This window comes from Streptomyces sp. NPDC003035, from assembly GCF_042888285.1.
GTDB lineage: Bacteria > Actinomycetota > Actinomycetes > Streptomycetales > Streptomycetaceae > Streptomyces.
In genome coordinates, this window is record NZ_JBIAPJ010000008.1 from 431,469 (window position 1) to 456,198 (window position 24,730).

Below are 24,730 nucleotides of genomic sequence, written 5' to 3' on the forward strand. Positions count from 1 at the left end.
GGTTTGGATGTTTATGCGGACCAAACCCTACTGGACGCTATTTGGGGTCGCGCGGGGAGGGTGCCCAACGCGCCGTCCGACTCCCCGAAGGGGTGGACGTGATCATTCCGCGGCGGGGTTCCCAGGGCCTGCCGGCGGCACGACCTGCGGTGTGTACCGGGCATCTGACGGGGCCTTACGAGGTCAGGCGCTCTACCGTGTCGGTGTGCCCTACTTCGATACCGCCTCCTCCGCCCCGCTGCACCCCGTGGCCCGCCAGGCGTTGCTCGCCTCCCTGGACGAGGGCTGGGCCGACCCGGCCCGGCTCTACCGCGAGGGGCGGCGTGCGCGGCTGCTCCTGGACGCGGCGCGGGAGGCCGCGGCGGAGGCGGTCGGCTGCCGCCCCGACGAGCTGGTGTTCACTCCTTCGGGGACGCGCGCCGTTCACTCCGGAATTTTCGGGGCGCTCGCGGGCCGTCGGCGTGTCGGAACCCGGCTCGTCGTCTCGGCGGTCGAACACTCCTCCGTCCTGCACGCCGGCGAGGCGCACGCGGCGGCGGGCGGATCGCTGACGGAGGTGCCGGTGGGCCGGTCCGGCGCGGTGGACCCCTCGGCCTTCGCGGCGGCCCTGGAGGAGGGGACGGCCCTGGCGTGTCTGCAGTCCGCCAACCACGAGGTGGGGACGGTGCAGCCGGTGGCGGAGGTCGCGGAGGCGTGCCGGGCGGCGGGCGTGCCGCTCCTTGTGGACGCGGCGCAGTCGCTGGGGTGGGGGCCGGTGGAGGGCGGCTGGTCGCTGCTCGCGGCGAGTGCGCACAAATGGGGCGGCCCGGCGGGCGTCGGGCTGCTCGCCGTACGGAAGGGTGTGCGGTTCGCGCCCCAAGGCCCGGCGGACGAGCGGGAGTCGGGGCGGGCGGCCGGTTTCGAGAACCTGCCGGCGATCGTGGCCGCGGCGGCCTCGCTGCGGGCGGTACGGGCGGAGGCGGAGGCCGAGGGGGCGCGGCTGCGGGGGCTGGTGGACCGGATCCGCGCGCGGGTGCCGGAGCTGGTGCCGGACGTGGAGGTGGTGGGCGACCCGGTGCGCCGGCTCCCCCATCTCGTCACCTTCTCCTGCCTCTATGTCGACGGGGAGACACTGCTGCACGAGCTGGATCGGGAGGGTTTTTCCGTTTCTTCCGGTTCGTCGTGTACGAGTTCCACGCTGACGCCCAGCCATGTGCTGCGGGCGATGGGGGTGCTGAGCGAGGGCAACGTGCGGGTGTCGTTGCCGACCGGGACGCCGGAGGCGGACGTGGACCGCTTCCTGGAGGTGCTGCCGGAGGTGGTCGCGCAGGTGCGGGAGCGGCTGGGCGCCCCGGAGGCGGTGACCCGGGAGAGCTCCCCGGGCTCCCTCGTGGTGGACGCGCTGGGCAAGCGCTGCCCGATCCCGGTCATCGAGCTGGCGAAGGTGATCGACGACGTCCCGATCGGCGGCACCGTCACCGTCCTCGCCGACGACGAGGCGGCCCGCCTGGACATCCCCGCGTGGTGCGAGATGCGCGGCCAGGCATACGTGGGCGAGGAGCCGTCCTCGCAGGGCGGCACGGCGTACGTGGTGCGGCGGGTGGCCTGAGCGCCGTGGGCGCGGGAGGGGCGCGGGGGCGCCGGAGCGCCCCCGCGCTTCAGGGTCAGGACAGGTGCGCCTGGACCTCGGCCGCGGCGTCGCTGCCGTACGCCTTCGTGAAGCGCTCCATGAAGTGGGCGCGGCGCAGCGTGTACTCCTGGGTGCCCAGGGTCTCGATCACCAGCGTCGCGAGCATGCAGCCGACCTGGGCGGCGCGCTCCAGGCTGACGCCCCAGGACAGACCGGTCAGGAAGCCCGCGCGGAACGCGTCGCCGACGCCCGTGGGGTCGACCTTGGCCTCCTCCTCCGGGCAGCCGACCTCGATGGCCGGCTCGCCCGTGCGCTCGATGCGCACACCGCGGGAGCCGAGCGTGGTGACCCGGTGGCCGACCCGGCCCAGGATCTCCGCGTCGGTCCAGCCCGTCTTCGACTCGATGAGGCCCTTCTCGTACTCGTTGGAGAAGAGGTAGGTGGCGCCGTCGAGCAGGGTGCGGATCTCGTCGCCGTCCATCCGGGCGATCTGCTGCGAGAAGTCGGCGGCGAAGGCGATCCCGCGGGTCTTGCACTCCTCCGTGTGGCGCAGCATCGCCTCGGGGTCGTCGGCGCCGACCAGGACCAGGTCGAGACCGCCGACGCGGTCGGCGACCGACTTCAGCTCGATCTGCCGGGCCTCGCTCATCGCGCCGGTGTAGAAGGAGCCGATCTGGTTGTGGTCCTTGTCCGTGGTGCAGACGAAGCGGGCGGTGTGCAGGACCTCGGAGATCCGCACGGAGCCGGTGTCGACGCCGTGGCGGTCGAGCCAGGCGCGGTACTCGTCGAAGTCGTAGCCCGCCGCTCCCACCAGGATCGGGTTGCCGCCGAGCTGGCCCATGCCGAAGCAGATGTTCGGGCCGACGCCTCCCCTTCTGATGTCGAGGTTGTCGACGAGGAAGGAGAGGGAGACCGTGTGGAGCTGGTCCGCTACGAGCTGGTCTGCGAACCGGCCGGGGAAGGTCATGAGGTGGTCGGTGGCGATGGAGCCGGTGACTGCGATACGCACGGCTGGGCGCTCCTGCGGGACGGAAAGGGGTTGACAGTTCACGCTACCGGGTGGGAAGCGCCCTGCCGAACAGTGGAAACTACCCCAGAGTAGGGCTTTTCCCTGGAGCCGCGGCGTGCGTACGGTGCGGCTATGTCCACGTACCCCGCTCCCCGTGAGCAGCAGGAGTCCGAGTTCAGCCTGGCCCAGCTGCGCGGCGACAGCGCGCGGATGGCCCCGCACTGGGTGGTGCCCTCGACCACCGCACCCGCCCGGGTGTCCCCCGCGCTCATCCACGGCGTCGTCGTCCCGCCCGCCTCGGCGCGGCTGATCGACGCCACCTCCGAATACGGAACCTGAGGGGGACGGAACCAGCCGCTCGCCCATTCCGTCCCACCGATGTCTTTCGGACAGAAGTGAAGGAGCGATGCGGTGAGCGGTACGGAGAACCGGCGAATGCGGCACCGGCCGCTGCTCGTCGCCTCGGTGGCGGCGAGCGTCCTGCTCGCCGGGGGCGGTGGGGTGTATCTGGCCACCACGGCGTCCGGTGGCGATGCCACGCGGCCTTCCGGGGCGGCCGCTCCCCCGCCGCTGAGGCTCGACGACAAGAGCGGGACGGACGGCGGGCCCGGTATCGCGCCGGGTGAGCCCGATCCCAGCGGCGGCGGTGTGGTCTACAAGGCCGAGAGGCCCCTCCCGGGCGGCCCCTCCTCGGCGGCGGTCCACCGGCCCGAGGGCCGGGTCACGTCGGCGGAGGTGACGCGGCTGGCGGCGGCCCTCGGTATCGCGGGCGCGCCGAGGCTGGAGGGCGAGGTCTGGAAGCTCGCGCCGGAGAAGGACGGCCAGGGGCTGCGTCTCGACGTGTCGGCGAAGGCCCCGGGCAGCTGGACCTTCTCGCGGTACGACGGGGGCCCGGCCGGCGACACCTGCCTCAAGGGCAAGGCGTGCCCGCCTCCGGGAGAGACGAAGACCCCGAGCGGTGGGCCGGTGAGCGAGGCGGCGGCGCGGGCGGCGGCCACTCCCGTCCTGAAGGCGATCGGCCAGGAGGACGCGAAGCTGGACGCGAGCCAGCTGATGGGCACGGTACGGGTGGTCAACGCCGAGCCGGTCGTGGGCGGGCTGCCGACGTACGGCTGGTCGACCGGGATCCATGTCGGGCCGGGCGGTGAACTGGTCGCGGGCAGCGGGCAGCTGAAGGATCCGGTGGCGGGCCACACGTACCCCGTGATCGGGGCCGGGAAGGCGCTCGAGGAGCTGAACAGGGCGTCCGCGGGTGCCGGCACGATCGGTATCGGCGGCTGCGCGACCGATCCGCCGGCGGGGACCACGGACGAGCGTCCCACGATGACCTGCGAGCCGAACGCCAAGCCGAAGGAGCTGGCGGTCACGGGCGCGGTCTTCGGGCTCGCGGCCCAGTTCGTGGACGGCGAGCGGGCGCTCGTACCGGCCTGGCTGTTCCAGGTGGAGGCCCAGGCGGGGGCGAAGCCGTCCACCGTCGTGCGGACGGCGGTGGCACCGGAGCATCTGGCTCCCCCGGTGAAGCCCAACCCGACCCCGACGCCGGATCCGGACGAGGGCACGGCGCCCGAGCGGCGCATCGAGTCGTACCGGGTCGACGGTGCCGGGACGAAGCTGTCGGTGACCTTCTGGGGCGGGGTGTGCAGCGAGTACACGGCGACGGTCCGGGAGAGCGCCGACAAGGTCGCCGTGCGGGTGACGGAGCGGCCGATGGACCCGGGTAAGGCGTGCATCGCCATCGCGGTGGAGGTGACCCGGATGGTGACGCTGGAGCAGCCGCTGGCCGGCCGGGTGGTCGTGGACGCGGCGAGCTCGGAGCCCGTACCCCGTAAGTGAAAGGCTGACGTACGCGCGAAGGCGGCCGCCCGGATGCCGGGCGGCCGCCTTCGCGCGTGCGTGGGACGACTTAGCTGAACGAGTCGCCGCAGGCGCAGGAGCCCGTGGCGTTCGGGTTGTCGATCGTGAAGCCCTGCTTCTCGATGGTGTCGACGAAGTCGATGGAGGCGCCGCCCAGGTACGGGGCGCTCATGCGGTCGGTGACGACCTTGACGCCGTCGAAGTCCTTGACGACGTCACCGTCGAGCGAGCGCTCGTCGAAGAAGAGCTGGTACCGCAGGCCGGAGCAGCCGCCGGGCTGTACGGCGACGCGCAGCGCCAGGTCGTCGCGGCCTTCCTGGTCGAGCAGGGCCTTGACCTTGCCCGCGGCAGCGTCAGACAGGAGGATGCCGTCGCTGACAGTGGTCTTCTCGTCCGATACGGACATCTGCTTCTCTCCCGGTTTGTACGGAGACTGCTTGCCGACGGTTGCAACCGGCGGGACCCGGGATTCATTCCGGGCGAGGCCGCGTCTTCACGTCTTTTCTCTTTCATGCTCGCACACCCGCCGAGGGACCAGCGCCGATCCGTCGACGGCGAATTCGTCACATCGACACTATGGCCATCGTCAAACTGACGTGAAGCGGTTATGATAGATAGCGTCATTTAGACGAAAAGGTCTTCCGCAGAACTTCCGCAGAAAGAAAGGGTGCGTGACGTGACAACGGCCCATCCTCGCCAGGAGCTCGCCGTCCAGCCGACGCCGCTCGCCCTGCTGCTGCTCGGCCGCGAGGCCGACCCGAAGAGCGAGCGCGGAGTGGAGTGTCCCGGCGACCTTCCGTCGCCCTCCGACCCGGACCTGGTGGAGCGCGCCCGCGCCGCCAAGGAGAAGCTCGGGGACAAGGTCTTCGTCCTCGGCCACCACTACCAGCGCGACGAGGTCATCCAGTTCGCCGACGTCACGGGCGACTCCTTCAAGCTCGCCCGCGACGCGGCGGCGCGCCCCGAGGCCGAGTACATCGTCTTCTGCGGTGTGCACTTCATGGCCGAGTCGGCCGACATCCTCACCACCGACGACCAGAAGGTCGTGCTGCCGGACCTGGCGGCCGGCTGCTCGATGGCCGACATGGCCACCGCCGAGCAGGTCGCCGAGTGCTGGGACGTGCTGACCGAGGCCGGGATCGCCGAGCAGGTCGTGCCCGTCTCGTACATGAACTCCTCGGCCGACATCAAGGCCTTCACCGGCAAGCACGGGGGCACGATCTGCACCTCGTCGAACGCCAAGCGCGCCCTGGACTGGGCCTTCGAGCAGGGCGAGAAGGTCCTGTTCCTGCCCGACCAGCACCTGGGCCGCAACACCGCGGTGCGTGAGATGGGCATGTCGCTCGACGACTGCGTCCTGTACAACCCGCACAAGCCCAACGGCGGTCTGACCGTCGAGGAGCTGCGGAACGCCAAGATGATCCTGTGGCGGGGTCACTGCTCGGTGCACGGCCGGTTCTCGCTGGACTCGGTGAACGACGTGCGCGAGCGGATCCCGGGGGTGAACGTGCTCGTGCACCCGGAGTGCAAGCACGAGGTCGTGGCGGCGGCGGACTACGTCGGCTCGACCGAGTACATCATCAAGACGCTGGAGGCGGCCCCGGCCGGCTCGAAGTGGGCGATCGGCACGGAGCTGAACCTGGTCCGCCGCGTGGCCAACGCGCACCCGGACAAGGAGGTCGTCTTCCTGGACAAGACGGTCTGCTTCTGTTCGACGATGAACCGGATCGACCTGCCGCACCTGGTGTGGGCGCTGGAGTCGCTGGCCGAGGGCAACCTGGTCAACCGGATCGAGGTCGACAAGGAGACGGAGAGCTTCGCGAAGCTGGCGCTGGAGCGGATGCTGGCGCTTCCGTAGCCGTAAGGTTCCCCCCGGCCGGAAGGGCGCCCCGCATGCTCGCGGGGCGCCCTTCGGCGTGCGTGGGCGTCAGAAGTCCAGCACGTCCAGCCTGTCCAGCAGGGTCGCGTCCGCGGGGGTCACGTCGGGCTGCTCGGGGTTGTCGAGTGTGCCGTCGCGCTTCGCCTTCTTCGCCGCCTTCTTCTTCGCGCGGCGCTCCTTGCGGAGTTCGACCATCGCGTAGAGCGTCGGGACCAGCAGCAGCGTCAGCAGCGTCGAGGTGATCAGACCGCCGATCACCACCACCGCCAGCGGCTGGGCGATGAAGCCGCCCTCACCCGTGATGCCGAGCGCCATCGGGAGCAGCGCGAAGATCGTCGCCAGTGCCGTCATCAGGATCGGGCGCAGCCGGTGGCGGCCACCCTCGACGACCGCCTCGACGACGCCCAGGCCCTGCGCCCGGTACTGGTTGATCAGGTCGATCAGGACGATCGCGTTGGTCACCACGATGCCGATCAGCATCAGCATGCCGATCATCGCCGGGACACCCATCGCCGTCCCCGTCAGCACGAGGAGACCGATCGCGCCGGTCGCCGCGAACGGGATCGACACCAGCAGGATCAGCGGCTGCACCAGCGACTTGAAGGTCGCCACCAGGAGCATGAAGACGATCGCGATCGCCGCGAGCATCGCCAGGCCCAGGTTCACGAACGCCTCGGACTGGTCCTCGGAGACTCCGCCGATGGAGGCCGTCGCGCCCTCCGGCAGGTCGAGCGCGTCGATCCTCGTCTGGAGCTCGGCGCTCACCGCGCCCGTGTTGTCACCGGTCGGCTTGGCCGTGATCGTCGCCGCTCGCGCGCCATCGATCCGGGTCATCGAGACCGGGCCGGGGACCAGCTTCACCTCGGCGATGTCGCCGAGCCTGACCGGGCCGAGCGGCAGCGCCTTCAACCCCTCCATCGTCGTGGCCGGGTTGGCCGAGGTCAGAACCACGTTCCGCTCGGTGTCGCCGAGGATCGCCTTGCCGGCCGGGGTGCCGCGGACCGCCTGGGCGACGGCCATGCCGAGCGTCGTGTCGTCGAAGCCGAGGTCCGCCGCCTTGGCGTTGGCCTTGACGGAGATCCGCGGGACGGACTGGGACAGGTCGCTCTGGACGTCGGTGACGTCGTCGAGCTTCGCGACGTCGGCCTTGACCGCGTCGGCCGCCTTCTTCAGGGTGTCCGCGTCGGATGCCTTGACCACCACGCTCAGGTCCTGGCTGCCGAAGCCGTCGCCCGCCGCGATCGTCGTGTCGCCGATGCCGTCGAGCCTGCCGAGCGCCTCGTCGATGGCGTCGCGCGTCTTCTCGTACGACGCCGAGTCCTCCAGCGTCAGCTGGTACGAGGCCTGGTTGGCGCCCGTACCGCCGCCGAAGGCCGCCATGAAGCCCGAGGAGCCGACCGTGACCTGGTAGTCCTTCACGCCGTCGGTGGAGGCGAGGACCTGCTCCACCTTCTTCGCCGCCTCGTCGGCCGCCGCGAGGCTGGTGCCCGGGACCAGCTTCTGCTTGATGCTCATGACCTCCTGCTCGCCCTGGTCGAAGAAGTTCGTCTTCAGGAGCGGGGCCATGCCGAAGGTGCCGACCAGGACGACGACCGCGATCGCCACGCTGGTGAGGCGGCGGCGGGTCGCGAAGCGCAGGACGGGGACGTACAGACGCTGGAGCCGGCTCTTGTTCTCCTTCTCCTCCGCGACGCGCCGGGCCTCGTCCGGGTCCGCCGACGTGCCCTTGGGGGCGCGCAGGAACCAGTACGAGAGGACCGGGACGACGGTGAGCGAGACGAGGAGCGAGGCGAGCAGGGCGGCGGTGACCGTCAGGCTGAACGAGCCGAACAGCTCGCCGACCATGCCGCCGACCAGACCGATCGGGAGGAAGACCGCGACCGTGGTGAGGGTGGAGGAGGTCACGGCGCCCGCGACCTCGCGGACGGCCGTGAGGATCGCCGACTGGCGCTCCTCGCCGTAGCCGAGGTGCCGCTTGATGTTCTCCAGAACGACGATCGAGTCGTCGACGACCCGGCCGATCGCGATCGTGAGGGCGCCCAGGGTCAGCATGTTGAGGGAGAGGTCACGCGTCCACAGCACGATGAGGGCCAGGACGACCGAGAGCGGGATGGAGACCGCGGTGACCAGCGTCGAGCGGATCGAGGCCAGGAAGACCAGGATCACCAGGACCGCCATGACCAGGCCGAGCGCGCCCTCGGTCGTCAGACCGGAGATCGACTTGGAGACGGCCGGGCCCTGGTCGGAGACGACGGTCAGCTCGGCGCCCGCGCCGAGGTCCTCGCGGAGCTCGGGCAGCTTGTCCTTGACCGCGTCGGAGATGGCGACGGCGCTTCCGTCGTTGTCCATGGTGGCCAGGACGGCGAGGCTCGGCTTGCCGTTCGTACGGGTGATCGCGACCCGGGAGGACTCCTCCTGCTTCACCGTGGCCACGTCACCGACGCGGACGGCCTTGCCCCGCTCGGGCTTCACCCGCAGGTCCTGGATCTGCTGGAGGGAGGTGAAGCCGCCACCGACCTGGACCGTACGGCTCTTGCCGGCCTCGGAGAACGAGCCGGCCGGCACGGTTCCGCCGCCCGCCTGGAGTGCCTGGGCGAGCTTCATGGTGTTCAGCCCGGCCGCGGCGAGCTTCTTCTCGTCCGGGGTGACGGAGACCTGGAGGTCCTGGACGCCGTCGATGGAGACCTGGCCGACGCCGTCGATGTCCTCGAGGGCCGGGACGACCGTCCGCTCCAGCTGGGCGGCGAGAGCCTGCTGGTCCTTGTCCGAGGTGACGGCGAGGACGACGGTCGGGATGTCGTCGGTCGAACCGGCGACGACCTGCGGGTCGACACCGTCCGGAAGCACCGCGCGCGCCCGGTTCACCGCCTGCTGGACGTCGGCGACGAGCTGCTTGGTGCCCTCGTCGCCGTAGTCGAAGGTCGCCATGATGACGGCGTTGCCCTCGGAGGCGGTGGAGGTGACGCCCTTGATGCCGTCGACGGCCTTGATGGTGTTCTCGAGGGGTTCGACGACCTGCTTCTCGACCACGTCGGGCGACGCGCCCTGGTAGGGAGCGAGGACCGAGACCATGGGGAGCTCGATCGAGGGCAGCAGTTGCTGCTTCAGCTGCGGTATCGCTATCGCCCCGAAGACGATGGCGACGATGGACATCAGCCCGATCAGGGCCCGTTGCGCGAGGCTGAATCTGGACAGCCAGGACATGGGGTCTCTCTTCTGTGGCGTACTCGGCAGGCGGGCGCCAGGACGTTCCAGGGGTGCCCGCTTACACCCTCAGCCATGGGAAGCAGCGGATCCTCGGCCCCGGGTCCAGTTCCTCGTCCCGCGCATACCGCGTCTGGAGTACGCCGGTGTACTCCCTCACTCCACCCGTGGGCGTACCAGGCCGGATTCGTACGCCGTGACCACCAGCTGGGCGCGGTCGCGGGCGCCGAGTTTGGCCATGGTCCGGTTGACATGCGTCTTGACCGTGAGGGGGCTGACCTCGAGGCGTTCGGCGATCTCGTCGTTGGAGTGGCCGCCGGCGACGAGGACGAGGACCTCGCGTTCGCGGGTGGTGAGCGCGCCGAGCCGCTCGGAGTACGACGGCGCGTCCTGACCGTCCTCCGGGTCCGAACTGCCGCCCTGCGCGAGGAACTTCGCGATCAGGCCCTTGGTCGCGACGGGCGAGAGCAGGGCTTCTCCGGCGGCGGCGATACGGATGGCGTTGAGCAGTTCCTCCGGTTCGGCCCCTTTGCCGAGGAAGCCGGAGGCGCCGGCACGGAGCGACTGCACGACGTACTCGTCGACCTCGAAGGTGGTCAGCATGACGATCCTTACGGCGGACAGCTCCGGGTCGGCGGTGATCATGCGGGTGGCGGCGAGCCCGTCCGTGCCGGGCATCCGGATGTCCATCAGGACGACGTCGGCCCGGGTGGACCGGGCGAGGGCGACGGCCTCGGCCCCGTCGGCGGCCTCGGCGACGACCTCCATGTCGGGCTCGGAGTCCACGAGCACCTTGAACGCGCTGCGGAGCAGGGCCTGGTCATCGGCGAGCAGCACCCGGATGGTCATGTGTCCTCCCCCGTACGGGCCGTCGCGGCCGTCGGGGCCGTCGCGGGCAGTATCGCCTGGACCCGGAAGCCACCGCCGTAGCGGGGTGCCGCGGTCAGGGTGCCGCCGAGCGCGGTGACGCGTTCCCGCATGCCGAGCAGTCCGTGCCCGCCGGTGTCGGCGGGCGGCCCCTGCTGCGGTACGCCGTTGTCCAGGACGGTGATCTCGACGGTCCGGCCGACCCGGACGACGCTCACCTCGGCCTTCGCGTCCGGACCCGCGTGCTTGCGCACATTGGTCAGCGCCTCCTGGACGATCCGGTACGCGGCGAGGTCGACGGCGGCCGGCAGGTTCGCGTCGCCGTCCGCGCGCGCCAGTTCGACGGGGAGGCCGGCGTTGCGGAAGGTGGCGAGCAGCTCGTCGAGGACGGCGAGGCCGGGGGCGGGTTCGGTCGGCGCCTCGGGGTCGCCGGACTGGCGCAACAGGCCGACGGTGGCGCGCAGTTCGTTGAGGGCGGAGCGGCTGGCCTCGCGGACGTGGGCGAGGGCCTCCTTGGCCTGGTCGGGGCGCTTGTCCATGACGTGCGCCGCGACCCCGGCCTGGACGTTGACCAGGGCGATGTGGTGGGCGACGACGTCGTGCAGGTCGCGGGCGATCCGGAGGCGTTCCTCGGCGACCCGGCGCCGGGCCTCCTCTTCCCGGGTCCGCTCCGCCCGCTCGGCGCGCTCGCGGATGGCGTCGACGAAGGCGCGGCGGCTGCGGACGGCGTCACCGGCGGCCGCGGCCATGCCGGTCCACGCGAAGACGCCGAGGTTCTCCTGGGCGTACCAGGGGGTGGGCCCGAAGAGCATCGCGGCGCCCGTCAGGACGGCCATGGTGAGCAGTCCGACGCGCCAGGTGGTGGGGCGGTCGGTGCGGGACGCGACGGTGTAGAGGGCGATCACGGCGCTCATGGCGACGGGGGCCGGACGGTCGTCGGCGATCAGCTCGAGGAGGGTGACCCCGCCGGTGAAGGCGAGGACGGCGAGGGGTTCGCGCCGCCGCAGGACGAGGGCGGCGGCGCCGAGCACCATCAGCAGGACACTGGTGACGTCGGGGGTGCGCTCGCCGAAGGTGGGGCCGTTCGGGCTGCCGTGGGGGTCGGCGAAGGATCCGGTGACCATGCAGACGAGCACGCAGAGGGCGAGGCCGGCGTCGAAGGCGAGGGGGTGCGCCCGCAGCCAGCGCCGGCCCCGCGCGAAGCCGCTGTCGAGAGAGGTCACATCCAGCAACGGTACGGGGTGGCGGACACGGCAGCGCCCCGCTTCCCCCGGAAGGGAGGCGGGGCGCGGCGCGGTCGGAGGCGTCAGCCCGGGATCAGACCGTTGTCGGAGAGCATCGCGCGGACCTCTTCGAGCGTCGCGTCAGGGGACGGAAGGATCAGTTCGGAGGGTTCGAGCGCGTCGTCGGGGAGCGGTTCGCCGAGCTCGCGGACCTTGTCGAGGAGTTGCCCGAGAGTCTGGCGGAAGCCGGGGCCGTCGCCCGCCTCCATCTCCTTGAGCAGCTCGTCGTCCAGCGTGTTCAGCTCGGCGAAGTGACTGTCGGCCAGCATCCGCTGGCCCTCCCCCATGATCCTCACGATCATGACGCGCCGTCCTTACTGCTTGTCGAACCTGGGCTGGGAGGACTGCTGCCCCGGGGCCTGGTCCTGCGGCGCGGCCGCGCCGGTCGCGCCGCCTTCGATTGCCTGCTTCGAGGCCGAAGGGCCTCCCGCCAGCTCCGCCTTCATCCGCTGGAGCTCCAGCTCGACGTCCGTACCACCGGACAGCCGGTCCAGCTCCGCCTGGATGTCGTCCTTGGCGAGGCCCGACTGGTCGTCGAGCGCGCCCGAGGCGAGCAGCTCGTCGATCGCGCCGGCCCGGGCCTGCAGCTGGGCCGTCTTGTCCTCGGCGCGCTGGATCGCGACGCCGACGTCGCTCATCTCCTCCGAGATGCCGGAGAACGACTCGGCGATCCGGGTCTGCGCCTGGGCGGCCGTGTAGGTGGCCTTGATCGTCTCCTTCTTCGTACGGAAGGCGTCGACCTTGGCCTGGAGCCGCTGCGCGGCCAGTGTCAGCTTCTCCTCCTCGCCCTGCAGCGTCTGGTGCTGCACCTCGAGGTCGCTCACCTGCTGCTGCAGCGCCGCCCGCCGGGACAGCGCCTCGCGCGCCAGGTCCTCGCGGCCGAGCGCCAGCGCCTTGCGGCCCTGGTCCTCCAGCTTGGAGGACTGGCCCTGGAGCTGGTTCAGCTGCAGTTCGAGCCGCTTGCGGGAGGTCGCCACGTCGGCGACGCCCCGCCGGACCTTCTGCAGGAGCTCCAGCTGCTTCTGGTAGGAGTAATCGAGGGTCTCGCGCGGATCCTCGGCCCGGTCGAGGGCCTTGTTTGCCTTCGCGCGGAAGATCATCCCCATACGCTTCATGACACCGCTCATGGGCTTCGCGCGCCCCCTTCTGACGGACTCGGCTCAAGCACTCCAACAGGATCCACAGTACGGGCCCTGTCTCTATTACCGCACTGTTCGGGGGCGGATGTGCTCCTCCCCAAGGACGAGTACGCGCGGGCTCTCTCAGGCCCAGGGAGGAGTGATGGACCTCAGGGAAACCGTGCGTGTCGTCCCTACGTACCCCCACAGACGCGGGCCGATACCGGATCGTTCCCGGCCGGACTGGGGTCCACACCCCCCACCACGTACTCTGGGGTCTGTGTTCCGTAGCCGTTCGAAGGAAGAGAAGGCCGCCACCGACAAGGTGAGCGTGGACCTCTCCAAGCAGCCCCGCGACCCCGAGGCCCCCAAGGGCCGCCCGACCCCGAAGCGGAGTGAGGCCCAGACGCAGCGCCGTCGTGCCGCGACGGTGCCGACCGACCGCAAGGAGGCCGCCAAGCGCGCCCGCGAGGCCCGCCGCACCGACCTGGCTCGCCAGCGCGAGGCGCTGGCCAGCGGTGACGAGCGTTATCTGCCGGCCCGTGACAAGGGTCCGGTCCGCCGCTTCGTGCGCGACTTCGTCGACTCGCGCTTCGCCATCGCGGAGTTCTTCCTCCCGATGGCCGTGGTGATCCTCGTCCTGTCGATGATCCGCGTCCCTGCGCTGCAGAACATCTCGCTGCTGCTCTGGCTCGGTGTGATCGTCATGATCGTCATCGACTCGATCGGCATCTGGCTCCGTCTGAAGAAGCAGCTGAACGAGCGCTTCCCGAACGAGCCCAAGCGGGGTGCCGTGGCCTACGGCCTGATGCGTACGCTCCAGATGCGCCGACTGCGGCTGCCGAAGCCGCAGGTCAAGCGCGGAGAGCGGCCCTGAGCGCGGACGGCTCCGGTTCCGGCTCCGTCGGCGGTCCGCTGCTGCCCGCCGCCTCCCCGTGGCCGAGCGGCCACGGGGGGTTGCGCGAGACGGTCCGCCAGGAACTCGTCTCGCGCCAGCTCGACGAGCAGATAGCCGGCCGCTACCCGGTGGGGCAGCGGCTGCGGATCCTGGACGCGGGCATGGGGCAGGGCGCCCAGGCACTGCGGCTGGCCCGGGCCGGTCACACGGTGACCGGTCTGGAGGCCGATCCCGAGCTGCTCAAGGCCGCGCGGGAGTCGCTGGCCACCGAACCGGCCGGGATCCGCGAGCGGGTCCGGCTGATCGAGGGGGACGGCCGCGAGACCGGCGTCCACTTCCTGCCGGGAAGCTTCGACGTGGTGCTCTGCCACGGCGTCCTGATGTACGCGGACGAGCCGGACGCCCTGCTCGCGGGCCTCGCCCGGATGCTGGCGCCCGGCGGTCTGCTCTCCCTGGTCGTACGGAACGCGGACGCGCTGGCCATGCGGCCGGGGCTGGCCGGGGACTGGTCGGGCGCGCTGTCCGGCTTCGACGCGGACACGTACACCGATCACAACGGTTTCAAGGTGCGGGCCGACCGGCTCGACGTGCTGACGTCGACGCTGGCGGGGATCGCCGCGCCGCTGCACGCCTGGTACGGCGTGCACGTCTTCACCGACGGTGTGGCGGGTGACGTGGGACTGCCGGCGGCCGAGGAGCTGGAGCGGCTGCTCGCCGCCGAGGACCGCGCCGGCCGGACGGAACCGTACCGGCGGATCGCGGCGCTGCTGCACCTGTGTGGCGTCCGGGGCTGACCCCCCGCGCGCTACGCGGGCGACGTCCCGCGTGCACGCCCTGCGGCAGACACCCCGGGCTACGTCCGCGCGCACGCCCTGCGGCAGACACCCCGGGTGACGTCCGCGCGCACGCCCTGCGGCAGACGCCCCGCGCGCGGGTCGGGGCCGCCCCCCGAACTCGGCGCGGCTGGGGCCCGGGCCGACCGGCCGGGCCCTTCGACGCGGGCCACACCCAGTGGCCCGGGCCCCGCGGCCGGCCGCGGCACCTCCACGGCCCAGGGCCCTGCCCCCTGATCGGCCGCCTTCATCGAGCCGTAGGGTCCGGGCGAACGTGATACTCCGGACATGGACGTATCCCGGGCCCGCCGACGCCTCCTCCTCACGCTGACCGCCGGCGCCTGCGCCTGCGCGGTCGCCCTGGTCGGTGGCTGCTCCGGGGCGGCGCCGCGGGCGGAGCGGTCCACGCAAGCCGCCGCCCCGCTCGCCGCCGGCGACCTCCAGGACGACTACCAGGCCGTCATCAGGGAGGTCCTGCCGTCCGTCGTCCAGATCGACGCCAGGAACAGCCTCGGCTCGGGGATCGTCTACGACGACAGGGGGCACATCGTCACCAATGCCCATGTGGTCGGCGAGGAGCGGATCTTCCGGGTCACGGCGGCGACGGGCAAGGACCCGATGGCCGCGAAGCTGGTCGCCACCTATCCCGAGCAGGACCTGGCCGTCATCCGGCTGGACTCCGTGCCGGACGGACTGAAGCCGGCCAGGTTCGGTGACTCGGCGAAGGCCGGGGTGGGCCAGATCGTCCTGGCGATGGGCTCCCCGCTGGGTCTGTCGGGCAGCGTCACCCAGGGCATCGTCTCGGCGACCGGCCGCACGGTCAGCGCGGGCCGCGGGGGCGGTGGTACGGGGGCGACCATCGCGAACATGATCCAGACCTCGGCCGCGATCAATCCGGGCAACAGCGGGGGCGCGCTGGTGAACCTGGACCGCGAGGTCATCGGCATCCCGACCCTGGCGGCGACGGACCCGGAGCTGGGCGGCGGCTCGGCCCCGGGGATCGGCTTCGCGATCCCGGCCTCGATGGTGAGAACGATCGCCGACCAGATCATCAGGGACGGCAAGGTGACGGACTCGGGCCGGGCGGCCCTCGACATCACGGGGCGCACGGTGCTCGACGACGCCTACGAACCGGCCGGGGTCGCGGTCGTCGAGGCACCGGCGGACGGAGCGGCGGGCAGGGCGGGCCTGAGGGCGGGGGACGTGATCATCCGGCTCGGCGACGCGGAGATCACGACCATCACGTCACTGTCGGAGGCGCTGGCCTCGATGAAGCCGGGGGACGTGGTGACGGTGACGTACGAGCGGGGCGGGCGGGAGGCGCGGGCGAGGGTGACCCTCGGCGAAATGTAGCCCGACGCCCTCGTAAGGCCCTTGTGCGGAGGGCCCGGCAACGGCACGGGGGCCGTGGGTTGTGCCCACCCTCCCCCAGACTTCGTCCGGGGGGACCCCCATCGCCCAGCGGGACGATTGCCCACAACGGTGAGGGCGAGGGGCGGGCCCAGGCATGGGCGCCGCCCCCGCTGCCGAGCGCTCTAGCCCTCCGCGTTCAGGGACATCGTGTAGATCTTGGTGTCGTCCTCGAAGAGGGTCGCCTGGTCGGCGCCGCCCTCCAGGAGGTCCTTCCAGACCTCACCGATCCAGGATTCGGCGTCGCCCTGGGTCGTCCACTCCTCCGGTTCCACCGCGGGAGCGGTCTCCGTGCCGTCGGACTTCTCGAACCGCCACGTCCATGCCATGTCCGCCTCCTGAGGCTCACCGGATGATCGGTTTCCTGCCCGCAGCGTAGCCGGGCGCGCACCCCTCGCGGTGACGCGGGAGGATCAATGCGTGGAACTGACTCTGCTGGGCACCGGCGCCCCCCTCGGGCTCCCCCGCCCCGACTGCCCCTGCGCCGTGTGCGCGACCTCCCGCGGTGACCGGGCGCGGGCCGCCACCGCGCTGCTCGTGGACGAGGCGCTGCTGCTGGACCTGACGCCGGGCGCCGCGCTGGCCGCCGCCCGCGCCGGGCATTCGCTGGTCGGCGTACGACAGGTGCTGCTGACCCATCCGCACGACGGGCCCGCCATGGAGGTGCCGGCCGGGCTGCCGTCCGCGGGGCGGGTGCCGGACGGCCGGGAGTTGACGCTGATCAGCGGGCACCGGGTGCGGGCCGTGCCGATGGACTCCCCCGGCACGGGGTACGAGGTGACGTCGCCTGAGGGCGAGCGGCTGCTCTATCTGCCGCCGGGCGGCTCCCCCGCCGGGCTGTCCGACGACCACCGCCGTCCGTACGACATGGTCGTCGCGGACGTCACGGGCCGGCCGGACGCGCTGGCCCGGCTGCGGGCGACCGGGGCGGTCGCCGCGAGCACCGACGTGCTCGCCGTCCACCTCGACCACGACGAGCCGAACGGTCCGGAGCTGGACCGCCGGCTCGCGGCGGCCGGGGCGCGGACCGTGCCGGACGGCACGACCCTGTACGTGGGCGAGTATCACGCCGTACCGGACGTGCCGCGTCGCACGCTGGTGACCGGCGGGGCCCGGTCGGGCAAGTCGGTGGAGGCCGAGCGGCGCCTGGAGACCTTCCCGGAGGTGCTGTACGTGGCGACGGCCGGGGCCCGGGAGGGCGACCAGGAGTGGACGGAGCGGGTGCACCTGCACCGGGAGCGGCGGCCCGGCTCCTGGCGTACGGCCGAGACCTGCGATCTTGTACCGCTCCTGGAAGCGCCGGACGGGCCCGCGCTGCTGATCGACTGCCTGTCGCTGTGGCTGACGGACGCCATGGACCGGGTGGGCGCCTGGGACGACGAGCGGTGGGCGAACGGCGGTCAGGAGGCGCTGCGGGAACGGGTGACCGAGCTGGTGGCGGCGGTGCGGGCCACGTCCCGTACGGTCGTCGCCGTCACCAACGAGGTGGGCTCGGGGGTCGTGCCCGCCACCGCGGCCGGCCGGCGCTTCCGGGACGAGCTGGGCCGGCTGAACGCGGCCTTCGGGGACGAGTGCGAGCAGGTGCTCCTCGTCGTCGCGGGACAGGCTCTGGTGCTGCGCGGGTAGGGTGCGATCACCTGGCCATCGCCATCGCCGACGTCACAAGGAAGAGCCTTGAACCTGGACGACTTCTCCGACCTGATCGAGCGCCCCGACGGTGGGGTACGGCGCGACGCCGAGGAACGCCGGGAGCGGCTGATCGTTCCGCCCGGCGCGCTCGGCCGGCTCGACGAACTCGGCGAGTGGCTCTCGGCGGCGCAGGGTTCGGTCAAGGTACGGGCGATCGAGCAGCCGCGTGTGGTGCTCTTCGCGGGCGATCACGGGGTGGCCTCGCTCGGGGTGTCCGGCCGGCCGGCCGGGACCGCGTACGAGCTGGTCCGCTCGGTGCTCGACGGCGCGAGTCCGGTGGCGGTGCTCGCCCGGAGCGCGAACGTCCCGGTGCGGGTGGTGGACGCCGGCCTGGACTGCGAGCCGGAGCTGCTGCCGGCCGAGGTCGTACGGCACCGGGTGCGGCGCGGCAGTGGCCGGATCGACATCGAGAACGCGCTGACCACGGAGGAGACCGAGGCCGCGGTACGTCTCGGCATGGCGATCGCCGACGAGGAGGCCGACTCGGGCACCGATCTGGTGGTGCTGGGCGATCTGAGCGTGGGCGGTACGACACCGGCCTCCACGCTGATCGCGGCCCTGTGCGGCACGGACGCCTCGGTGGTCACCGGCCGGGGTGGCGCCGGCATCGACGATCTGGCGTGGATGCGCAAGTGCGCGGCGGTCCGGGACGCGCTGCGGCGCGCCCGGCCGGTCCTGGGCGACCAGCTGGAGCTGCTCGCGGCGGTCGGCGGGGCGGACCTGGCGGCGATGACGGGCTTCCTGCTGCAGAGTGCGGTGCGCCGGATGCCGGTGGTCCTGGACGGCGTGGTGGGGGCCGCCTGTGCGCTGGTGGCGCAGCGGGCGGCGTTCCGGGCGCCGGACTGGTGGCTGGCGGGTCAGGTCAGCGGTGAGCCGGCGCAGGCGAAGGCGCTGGACCGGATGGCGCTCAACCCGCTGCTCGACCACGGCGTCACTGTGGGAGAGGGAACCGGGGCCATGCTCGCTCTTCCCCTCGTCCAGGCCGCGGCGGCGCTCGCCGCCGAGCTGCCCGAACAGCCGGAACAGCCGGAACTGACCATTCCGGACGGCGCCGGGGCGGACTCCCCGGACGAGGAGAGCTAGAACGGATCACGGCGCCGGACGCGGTTCGTCCCCCCAACGCGCGGACGACCGCTTCCGGCGCCCCGCCATGGCGAGCGATGCCCCATATGATCGCTTTTCATGGGAGAGGTCCGTTTGGCCACCGAAGAAACGCCCCGGGGCGCCGCTCGTTCTCGGCGCAGCGCCGCGTTCGCCGTCTGGTACCTGCGCGCCGTCACGTTCATCAACTTCCTGAGCGCCGTGTGGGTCTCGCTCGGGCAGGACCTCCGCCGGCACAACACGGACGACTACTTCACTCCGTACATGCTGACCGCGGGCTTCGCCTCGGGCGTCTTCACGCTCTTCCTGGCGATCACCATGCGCCGCCGCAAGCGCGCCGCCTGGATCCTCAACATCGTCCTCAGCGGGCTCTTCCTGCTGCTCTTCGCCTTCGCGATGGTCTTCCCCGAGATCCGGCAGCACGCCCAGAACTGGATCTCGCTCACGCTGACCGCCGCGTTCGTCCTCGCCCTGATCCTCGGACGCAAGGAGTTCTACGCGAAGGGCGACCGCTCCAACCCGCTGCTCGCCGCCGCCGTGGCGGTCGGCGGCCTGCTGGTCACCTCGCTGCTCGCCGCCGTCCTGGTCACCGCCACCAACACCTCCCCCGGCACCTCCACCTTCCTGGAGCGCTGGCGGTACGGGGTGATGCGGCTGGTCACCCTGGCCGTCGACGACTCGCGCTTCGACGGGATCGCCACCCCGGGCTGGGTCGACGTCACCATCAACGTCCTGTCCACGCTGCTGCTGTTCGCCGTGCTCTTCGCCGCGTTCCGCTCGCGCCGGGCCGTCGACCCGCTGACGGAGGAGGACGAGGACAAGCTGCGGGCGCTGCTCGACAAGTACGGCGAGCGCGACTCGCTCGGCTACTTCGCGCTGCGCCGCGAGAAGAGCGTGGTGTGGTCCCCCAGCGAGAAGGCCGCCGTCACCTACCGGGTGGTCGGCGGGGTCTCGCTCGCCTCCGGGGACCCGATCGGCGACCCCGAGGCCTGGCCCGGGGCGATCGAGCGGTGGCTGGCCGAGGCCCGCGAGCACGGCTGGGTCCCGGCCGTCATGGGCGCGAGCGAGGAGGCCGGCACCATCTACGCCCGGCACGGCCTGGACGCCCTGGAGCTGGGCGACGAGGCGATCGTGGAGACCAATGAGTTCACGCTCGACGGACGCGCCATGCGCACGGTGCGGCAGGCGTTCAACCGGGTCAAGCGGGCCGGGTACGAGGTCCGGATCAGGCGCCACGAGGACATCCCGGCCGAGGAGATGGACGTGCTGCTCCGCAAGGCCGACGACTGGCGCGACGGAGCCACCGAGCGCGGCTTCTCGATGGCGCTCGGCCGGCTCGGCGACCCGCGGGACGGCCGGTGCGTGATGTTGGAGTGCACCGACGAGCAGGGCGAGCTGCGGGCGGTGCTCTCCTTCGTACCGTGGGGTCCCGAGGGTCTGTCGCTGGACCTGATGCGCCGTGACCGGAACTCCGAGAACGGCCTGATGGAGTTCATGGTCATCGAACTCCTGCAGCGCGCCAAGGAGATCGGGATCACCCAGGTCTCACTCAACTTCGCCATGTTCCGCTCCGTCTTCGAACGTGGCTCGAAGCTCGGGGCGGGACCCGTGCTGCGCATGTGGCGTTCACTGCTCAGCTTCTTCTCCCGCTGGTGGCAGATCGAGTCGCTGTACCGCGCCAACGCCAAGTACCGACCGATCTGGGAGCCCCGCTTCATGCTCTTCGAGAAGAGTGCCGACCTGCTGCGCATCGGCCTGGCCGCGGGCCGCGCCGAGGGCTTCCTGGAGGCCCCGGGGCTGCCGAAGTGGCTGCACCGCAAGCACCTGGAGGGGCGGCGGTGAGCGCTCCCGTCCGGGCTTTCGCGCGCCGCGAGTGGGGTCCGCTGTTCACCACCGTACGGACCGCGCTCGTCACGAGGCGGTGGCGGGCGGTCCCGATGACGCTGGCCGCCGTCTGCCTCACGGCGCTCTTCCAGCTGGTCCAGAACCAGGACTGGGGTTATCAACCGGTCCAGGACATCGGCTCGGTGCGGGCCGAGGACCCGCTCTGGCTCGCCCTGGTGCGGACCCCGCTCTCGCTCTTCGTCCCGGCGCTCGACCTGCCGGTGTGGGGAGCGCTGGCGCAGGTCCTGCTCGTGTTCGGCATCGCCGAGATCTGTCTGGGCCGGGGGCGGACGCTCGCGATCGCGTATCTGGCGACGCTGGCCGGGACGCTGTACGCGCGCGTCGGCATCGCGCTCGGTCCCGGCCATCCGCTCGGGCTGCCCGCCTCGGACGCGCAGGTCGTCGACACCGGCCCCTCGGCGGCGGTGGTCGGCCTCGCCGTCTACGTCTGCTGGCGTTACCGGGCCCACTGGACCGGTGCGACGGTGATCGTCGCGATGGTCGTGGAGATCCTGTTCAAGAACAACCTGGCGGGCAAGGAGCACCTGGCGGCGATCGCCGCGGTGCTGGCGCTCGTGGCCGTCGTGGCGTGGCGCGAGCGCCGTCAGCCGCCGTCGGGACCCGACCCTGGCCCGGGTCCCGGGCCGCGTCCGGGTACCCGCTCCTGGAAGCCACCGATCACGTCCTGAACCCGTCGGCGGACCCGGTCCCAGCGTCGGTCGTGCCGGTAGGTCCGCAGCCGGGAGCGGGCCCGGGCCCGCGGGCGGCGGGCGTAGGCGCGGCGGGACCACCAGGAACCGGGCCGGGCGAGCCGTACCGCTCCGACGATCGCCACGAAGGGCACCAGCGTGCCGATGACGGCGATCCGGAACTTCCCCTTGACCAGGGCGATCAGGACGAACAGGAAGTTCACCAGCAGGCCGAGGACGAAGCTCGCCCGGTTCTGGCGTTCGTCCGCGGTGAGTTCGTCGACGCCGAACGGCGAGAAGCCACCGAGGACCAGCACCACCAGAGCCGTGGTCAGCACGACGACCTCGACGCTCTTGCGGCCCTGATCGCTCCAGTAGACGTCGTCGAGGTGGAGGATCAGCGCGAACTCGTCCAGGACGAGGCCCGCGCCGACCCCGAAGACGCCCGCGAAGACGCAGGCGGTGACCCCCTCCCGGCCGCTGGCCACCGCGCCGAAGCCGCCGGCGACCGTCAGCACGACGCCCGGCACGACGTGGTGGATGTGCACCCCGCCGGAGGAGACGTTGCCGAACGGGCCCTTTCCGGCCCGGATCATCCGTACGACCGTCCGCGTGACCAGGAAGGTCACGACGAACGACGTGAGCGCGATGAGCAGCGGGAGCTTCCCCGGCTCGACGACGTTGCGGTAGAACCAGTGACCCATGCCACCTGCTTCCGATATGCGTGTGATGCGCAATTTACAACGTGCGGCGCTGCCTTACGCTGCCCCGATGGACGGCCTGCGTTTCGCCTTCGGCACCCTCACCGTGCTCCCCGCCCGCATCACCCGCTGGGACCGGGACGCGGCGCGGGCCGGAATGCTCTGGGCCCCGGTCGCGGGCCTCGTCGTCGGTCTCTTCTCGGCCGCGGTCGGCGGGGTGTTGCTGCTCCTCGGGTCCGGTCCGTTGCTCGCCGCGGTGGCGACGGCGGCGGTCCCGGCGCTGATGACCCGGGGCCTGCACCTGGACGGGCTCGCGGACACGGCGGACGGGCTCGGCAGCGCGAAGCCGGCGGAGGACGCGCTGCGGATCATGAAGCAGTCGGACATCGGCCCGTTCGGTGTCCTCGCGCTGCTCTTCTTCCTGCTGGCCCAGGTCGCCGCGCTGTACCGGCTGTACGAGGAGGGCTGGGCGTACGGCACGGTCGCCGCCGCCCTCGCCGCGACGGTCGCCCGCCTCGCCCTCACCCACGCCTCCCGGCGGGGCGTCCCGGCGGCCCGCCCGGAGGGTCTGGGCGCGATGGTCGCCGCCACGGTCCCGCTGCCCGTCGCGGCCCTGGCCACGGCGGGCGTCCTGGTGGCCTGCGCCGCGGCGGGCGCGCTCTTCTCCCCGTACGACGCCCTGCGCCACGTCCTCGCGGCGGCGGCGGGCCTCGGCGCGGCGGCGCTGCTGCTGCGCCGGTGCGTGCGGAGGTTCGGCGGGGTGACGGGCGATGTGTTCGGCGCCGTGGAGGAGACGGCGGGCACGGTGGCGCTCGTCGCGCTGACCCTGGGGTGATCGGTTCGTGACGTTCCGGAAGGCAACCTTCCGTACGCTCACCCGGTCATGAAGGCGTGATCAGACGCCTTGCTCGTACCGCTGCCGCGCTTGCCGCCGCCTCCCTGCTCCTCACCGCGTGCGGCGGTGGTGCCGACGACGGGAAGACGGCGGAGGCGGCCGCCCACCCCGTGTTCTCCGAGCCGCTCGACCGGCAGGTGTTCCTCGCGCTGCGCCGGACCCAGCAGGCCGGCGACGCCGAGTTCCGCCAGACCGTCACCTTCACCTCGCGCAAGGGCAAGGCCGCCCAGACGCTGACCGGCCGCCTGGACTTCACCGGCAGCCGGGGCGAGGCCGCGAGCTCCTGGCGCGTTCCCCGGCTCTTCCCCCAGGCCGCCCGGGAGACGATCCTCGGGGAAGGGCCCGGGCGGACCACGGGCGACGCCTCCAGCCGGTACACGGTGGACACGCGGGCCATCCACTACCGCGCCGCCTCGGCCGGCTACTGGCTCAGGTACACGGGCGACATCAAGCCGCTCTGGGGCGTCGACTCGATCAGCCACCTGCGGGGCACCGAGGCCGCCGTCGGCGGCACGCTCCTGGAGGCGCTGGGCTCCGCGGAGGCCACGTCGGCGACGGGCACGGCGGGCCGGACGTACCGGGCCACGTTCCCGCTCCAGGCTGCCATGGACCTCTTCCCGTACGACCTGCGGACGGAGTTCGTCCCCGCCTCGCTGAACAGCACGGCGAAGACTCCCGAGGTCCCGGTGACCGTCGACGTCGACGCCGAGGGCAGGGTCACCCGCGCCCAGGCCGATCTGTCCGCCCTGCTCAGCAAGGAGAAGGACAGCGCCCTCTCGGACGTTACCGCGGTCCACGCCGACCTCACCCTCGCCGGTTTCGGCACGTCGAAGCCGGCCTCGGCGGCCTCGCCCGCCGAGCGCACCCTGGACGCCGGCACGGTGGTGATCACCACCTACGAGGCGAGGACCGGGGACTGCATGGACTTCAACACCGGCCTGCGCCACGAAAGGCTGGTGGCACGGGTCCCCTGCACCGGCGCCCATGACGGCCGGGTCATGGGACAGCACACGCTCAAGGGCGGCTACCCCGGGGGCGAGGCGGCGAGGAAGCGCGCGGAAGAGGCGTGCTCGTCCGCCACCGGTGACCGGTCCTGGTACACCTGGTCGACCGCACGGGAGTGGTCGGACAACGGCGAGGGCCGCGCCACCTGTTACACCGTCACCCGCTGATCGCGGCTCACGGAGCCGGCTCCAGGGCGTGCGGGAGCGTGCCCCACGGGTGGGCGCCCGCGCCCGGGACCGTGCAGTGGACGCGGGTCGTCGGCAGGGCGTCGCGGGGGGCTGCGTAGACCAGGTGGCAGTAGTGGTCGGCGACCGGGAGGTCGAGGGCGCGGTAGGTGTCCCAGGGGCCCTCGAAGGTGACCAGGAGGTCGGCGAGCGCGGCGTAGCCGGGGTCGGGGTGGGCGCCGTGGTTGAGGACCAGCGTCCGGGCTCCGGCGGCGCGCGCGGCGACGCCGATACGGCGGAAGTGGGCGAGGGCCTCGGGTGCGGTCGGCACCTGGTCGAGGAAGGCGCCGTCGGTCCCGTACCAGTCTCGGTGGCGGAGCAGATCCGCGACGACCGCGCCGTGCGGGCGGCGGCCGTACGCGGTGTCGACGTAGCCGAGCACGCGTGCCCCGGCGGCCCGGAGCCGTTCGGCCACGGCGGCGAAGGCGGGGTCGGGGGCCTCGCCGGCGCCGTTCGCCGGGTTGAGGACCACGCCGTACAGCGACGGCGCGGCCTCGATCACGGCGGCCCAGGCTTCGGGCCGGTCGGCCGGGTGCTCGTAGAAGGGCACGAGGAGCGAGGAGTTCACGGGTCCTTCC

General features: G+C 72.1%; 23 protein-coding genes. 13 read left to right on the forward strand and 10 right to left on the reverse strand.

All coding sequences use genetic code 11. The features are described from left to right. Positions 1-205 precede the first annotated feature (205 nt). On the forward strand, positions 206-1,588 hold the full coding sequence (locus ACFYV5_RS26730; RefSeq protein ID WP_355109138.1) for an aminotransferase class V-fold PLP-dependent enzyme: 1,383 nt from the start codon (positions 206-208) through the stop codon (positions 1,586-1,588). Between the two features lie 55 nt (positions 1,589-1,643). Here ACFYV5_RS26730 and ACFYV5_RS26735 read toward each other — a convergent pair whose 3' ends face one another. Next, complete coding sequence (locus tag ACFYV5_RS26735) at positions 1,644-2,618, reverse strand: carbohydrate kinase family protein (protein WP_389172521.1); 975 nt, start codon at positions 2,616-2,618, stop codon at positions 1,644-1,646. Positions 2,619-2,750: 132 nt separating this feature from the next. Between ACFYV5_RS26735 and ACFYV5_RS26740 the strand changes: the two genes are divergently transcribed. Next, entirely contained in the window at positions 2,751-2,957 is a 207-nt protein-coding gene (locus tag ACFYV5_RS26740; protein WP_355109134.1) for a hypothetical protein, read from the forward strand. 72 nt (positions 2,958-3,029) lie between these two features. Further along, positions 3,030-4,451 (forward strand): hypothetical protein, encoded by a 1,422-nt coding sequence (locus ACFYV5_RS26745; RefSeq protein ID WP_389172523.1) that lies wholly within the window; start codon positions 3,030-3,032, stop codon positions 4,449-4,451. 70 nt (positions 4,452-4,521) lie between these two features. On the opposite strand, the gene ACFYV5_RS26750 is transcribed toward ACFYV5_RS26745, so the two are convergent. Continuing rightward, positions 4,522-4,878, reverse strand: coding sequence for an iron-sulfur cluster assembly accessory protein (locus ACFYV5_RS26750; protein ID WP_205375817.1), 357 nt, complete (start codon positions 4,876-4,878; stop codon positions 4,522-4,524). A 261-nt stretch (positions 4,879-5,139) separates the two neighbouring features. On the opposite strand from ACFYV5_RS26750, the gene nadA reads away from it, so the two are divergent. Then, positions 5,140-6,330 (forward strand): quinolinate synthase NadA, encoded by a 1,191-nt coding sequence (nadA, locus tag ACFYV5_RS26755; RefSeq protein WP_355109130.1) that lies wholly within the window; start codon positions 5,140-5,142, stop codon positions 6,328-6,330. A 69-nt stretch (positions 6,331-6,399) separates the two neighbouring features. Here the strand turns inward: nadA and ACFYV5_RS26760 are convergent, their stop codons facing one another. The 5 genes from ACFYV5_RS26760 to ACFYV5_RS26780 form a co-directional block, all read right to left on the reverse strand. After that, entirely contained in the window at positions 6,400-9,555 is a 3,156-nt protein-coding gene (locus ACFYV5_RS26760) for an efflux RND transporter permease subunit (RefSeq protein WP_389172526.1), read from the reverse strand. 156 nt (positions 9,556-9,711) lie between these two features. Beyond that, positions 9,712-10,404 (reverse strand): response regulator, encoded by a 693-nt coding sequence (locus ACFYV5_RS26765; RefSeq protein WP_389172528.1) that lies wholly within the window; start codon positions 10,402-10,404, stop codon positions 9,712-9,714. Further along, positions 10,401-11,645, reverse strand: coding sequence for a sensor histidine kinase (locus tag ACFYV5_RS26770; RefSeq protein WP_389172530.1), 1,245 nt, complete (start codon positions 11,643-11,645; stop codon positions 10,401-10,403). Before ACFYV5_RS26770 ends, ACFYV5_RS26765 begins: the two co-directional genes overlap by 4 nt. 83 nt (positions 11,646-11,728) lie before the next feature. Further along, positions 11,729-12,007 carry a hypothetical protein gene (locus ACFYV5_RS26775; protein ID WP_389172532.1) on the reverse strand — a complete coding sequence of 93 codons (279 nt, stop codon included), beginning with the start codon at positions 12,005-12,007 and terminating at the stop codon, positions 11,729-11,731. A 12-nt stretch (positions 12,008-12,019) separates the two neighbouring features. Beyond that, complete coding sequence (locus ACFYV5_RS26780; protein ID WP_389172534.1) at positions 12,020-12,832, reverse strand: PspA/IM30 family protein; 813 nt, start codon at positions 12,830-12,832, stop codon at positions 12,020-12,022. A 271-nt stretch (positions 12,833-13,103) separates the two neighbouring features. On the opposite strand from ACFYV5_RS26780, the gene ACFYV5_RS26785 reads away from it, so the two are divergent. The 3 genes from ACFYV5_RS26785 to ACFYV5_RS26795 all read left to right on the forward strand — a co-directional run bounded on the left by ACFYV5_RS26785 (position 13,104) and on the right by ACFYV5_RS26795 (position 15,907). Next, on the forward strand, positions 13,104-13,700 hold the full coding sequence (locus ACFYV5_RS26785; RefSeq protein WP_355109118.1) for a DUF3043 domain-containing protein: 597 nt from the start codon (positions 13,104-13,106) through the stop codon (positions 13,698-13,700). An 80-nt stretch (positions 13,701-13,780) separates the two neighbouring features. Then, on the forward strand, positions 13,781-14,515 hold the full coding sequence (locus ACFYV5_RS26790; protein WP_389172537.1) for a class I SAM-dependent methyltransferase: 735 nt from the start codon (positions 13,781-13,783) through the stop codon (positions 14,513-14,515). 327 nt (positions 14,516-14,842) lie between these two features. Next, a complete protein-coding gene (locus ACFYV5_RS26795) occupies positions 14,843-15,907 on the forward strand; it encodes a S1C family serine protease (RefSeq protein WP_389172539.1) in 1,065 nt (354 codons plus the stop codon). Between the two features lie 182 nt (positions 15,908-16,089). On the opposite strand, the gene ACFYV5_RS26800 is transcribed toward ACFYV5_RS26795, so the two are convergent. Further along, positions 16,090-16,293 (reverse strand): hypothetical protein, encoded by a 204-nt coding sequence (locus ACFYV5_RS26800; protein WP_355109114.1) that lies wholly within the window; start codon positions 16,291-16,293, stop codon positions 16,090-16,092. 91 nt (positions 16,294-16,384) lie between these two features. On the opposite strand from ACFYV5_RS26800, the gene ACFYV5_RS26805 reads away from it, so the two are divergent. The 4 genes from ACFYV5_RS26805 to ACFYV5_RS26820 all read left to right on the forward strand — a co-directional run bounded on the left by ACFYV5_RS26805 (position 16,385) and on the right by ACFYV5_RS26820 (position 21,327). After that, a complete protein-coding gene (locus ACFYV5_RS26805; protein WP_389172542.1) occupies positions 16,385-17,590 on the forward strand; it encodes a bifunctional adenosylcobinamide kinase/adenosylcobinamide-phosphate guanylyltransferase in 1,206 nt (401 codons plus the stop codon). 48 nt (positions 17,591-17,638) lie between these two features. Further along, positions 17,639-18,736, forward strand: coding sequence for a nicotinate-nucleotide--dimethylbenzimidazole phosphoribosyltransferase (gene cobT, locus ACFYV5_RS26810; protein WP_389172544.1), 1,098 nt, complete (start codon positions 17,639-17,641; stop codon positions 18,734-18,736). Positions 18,737-18,835: 99 nt separating this feature from the next. After that, a complete protein-coding gene (locus ACFYV5_RS26815) occupies positions 18,836-20,596 on the forward strand; it encodes a phosphatidylglycerol lysyltransferase domain-containing protein (protein ID WP_389172546.1) in 1,761 nt (586 codons plus the stop codon). Further along, a complete protein-coding gene (locus ACFYV5_RS26820) occupies positions 20,593-21,327 on the forward strand; it encodes a hypothetical protein (RefSeq protein ID WP_389172548.1) in 735 nt (244 codons plus the stop codon). The genes ACFYV5_RS26815 and ACFYV5_RS26820 overlap by 4 nt, the downstream gene beginning before the upstream one ends. Here ACFYV5_RS26820 and ACFYV5_RS26825 read toward each other — a convergent pair. Next, on the reverse strand, positions 21,243-22,031 hold the full coding sequence (locus ACFYV5_RS26825) for a hypothetical protein (protein WP_389172550.1): 789 nt from the start codon (positions 22,029-22,031) through the stop codon (positions 21,243-21,245). The genes ACFYV5_RS26820 and ACFYV5_RS26825 overlap by 85 nt on opposite strands. A 67-nt stretch (positions 22,032-22,098) precedes the next feature. On the opposite strand from ACFYV5_RS26825, the gene ACFYV5_RS26830 reads away from it, so the two are divergent. Together ACFYV5_RS26830 and ACFYV5_RS26835 are read left to right on the forward strand one after the other, a co-directional pair. Beyond that, the gene (locus ACFYV5_RS26830) at positions 22,099-22,863 is read left to right on the forward strand and encodes an adenosylcobinamide-GDP ribazoletransferase (RefSeq protein ID WP_389172551.1); all 765 of its coding nucleotides are present in this window, start codon (positions 22,099-22,101) and stop codon (positions 22,861-22,863) included. 56 nt (positions 22,864-22,919) lie between these two features. Continuing rightward, positions 22,920-24,095, forward strand: a complete 1,176-nt coding sequence (locus ACFYV5_RS26835; RefSeq protein WP_389172553.1) for a hypothetical protein — start codon at positions 22,920-22,922, stop codon at positions 24,093-24,095. A 7-nt stretch (positions 24,096-24,102) separates the two neighbouring features. Here the strand turns inward: ACFYV5_RS26835 and ACFYV5_RS26840 are convergent, their stop codons facing one another. Continuing rightward, positions 24,103-24,720 carry a spherulation-specific family 4 protein gene (locus ACFYV5_RS26840; RefSeq protein ID WP_355109098.1) on the reverse strand — a complete coding sequence of 206 codons (618 nt, stop codon included), beginning with the start codon at positions 24,718-24,720 and terminating at the stop codon, positions 24,103-24,105. Positions 24,721-24,730 lie beyond the last annotated feature (10 nt).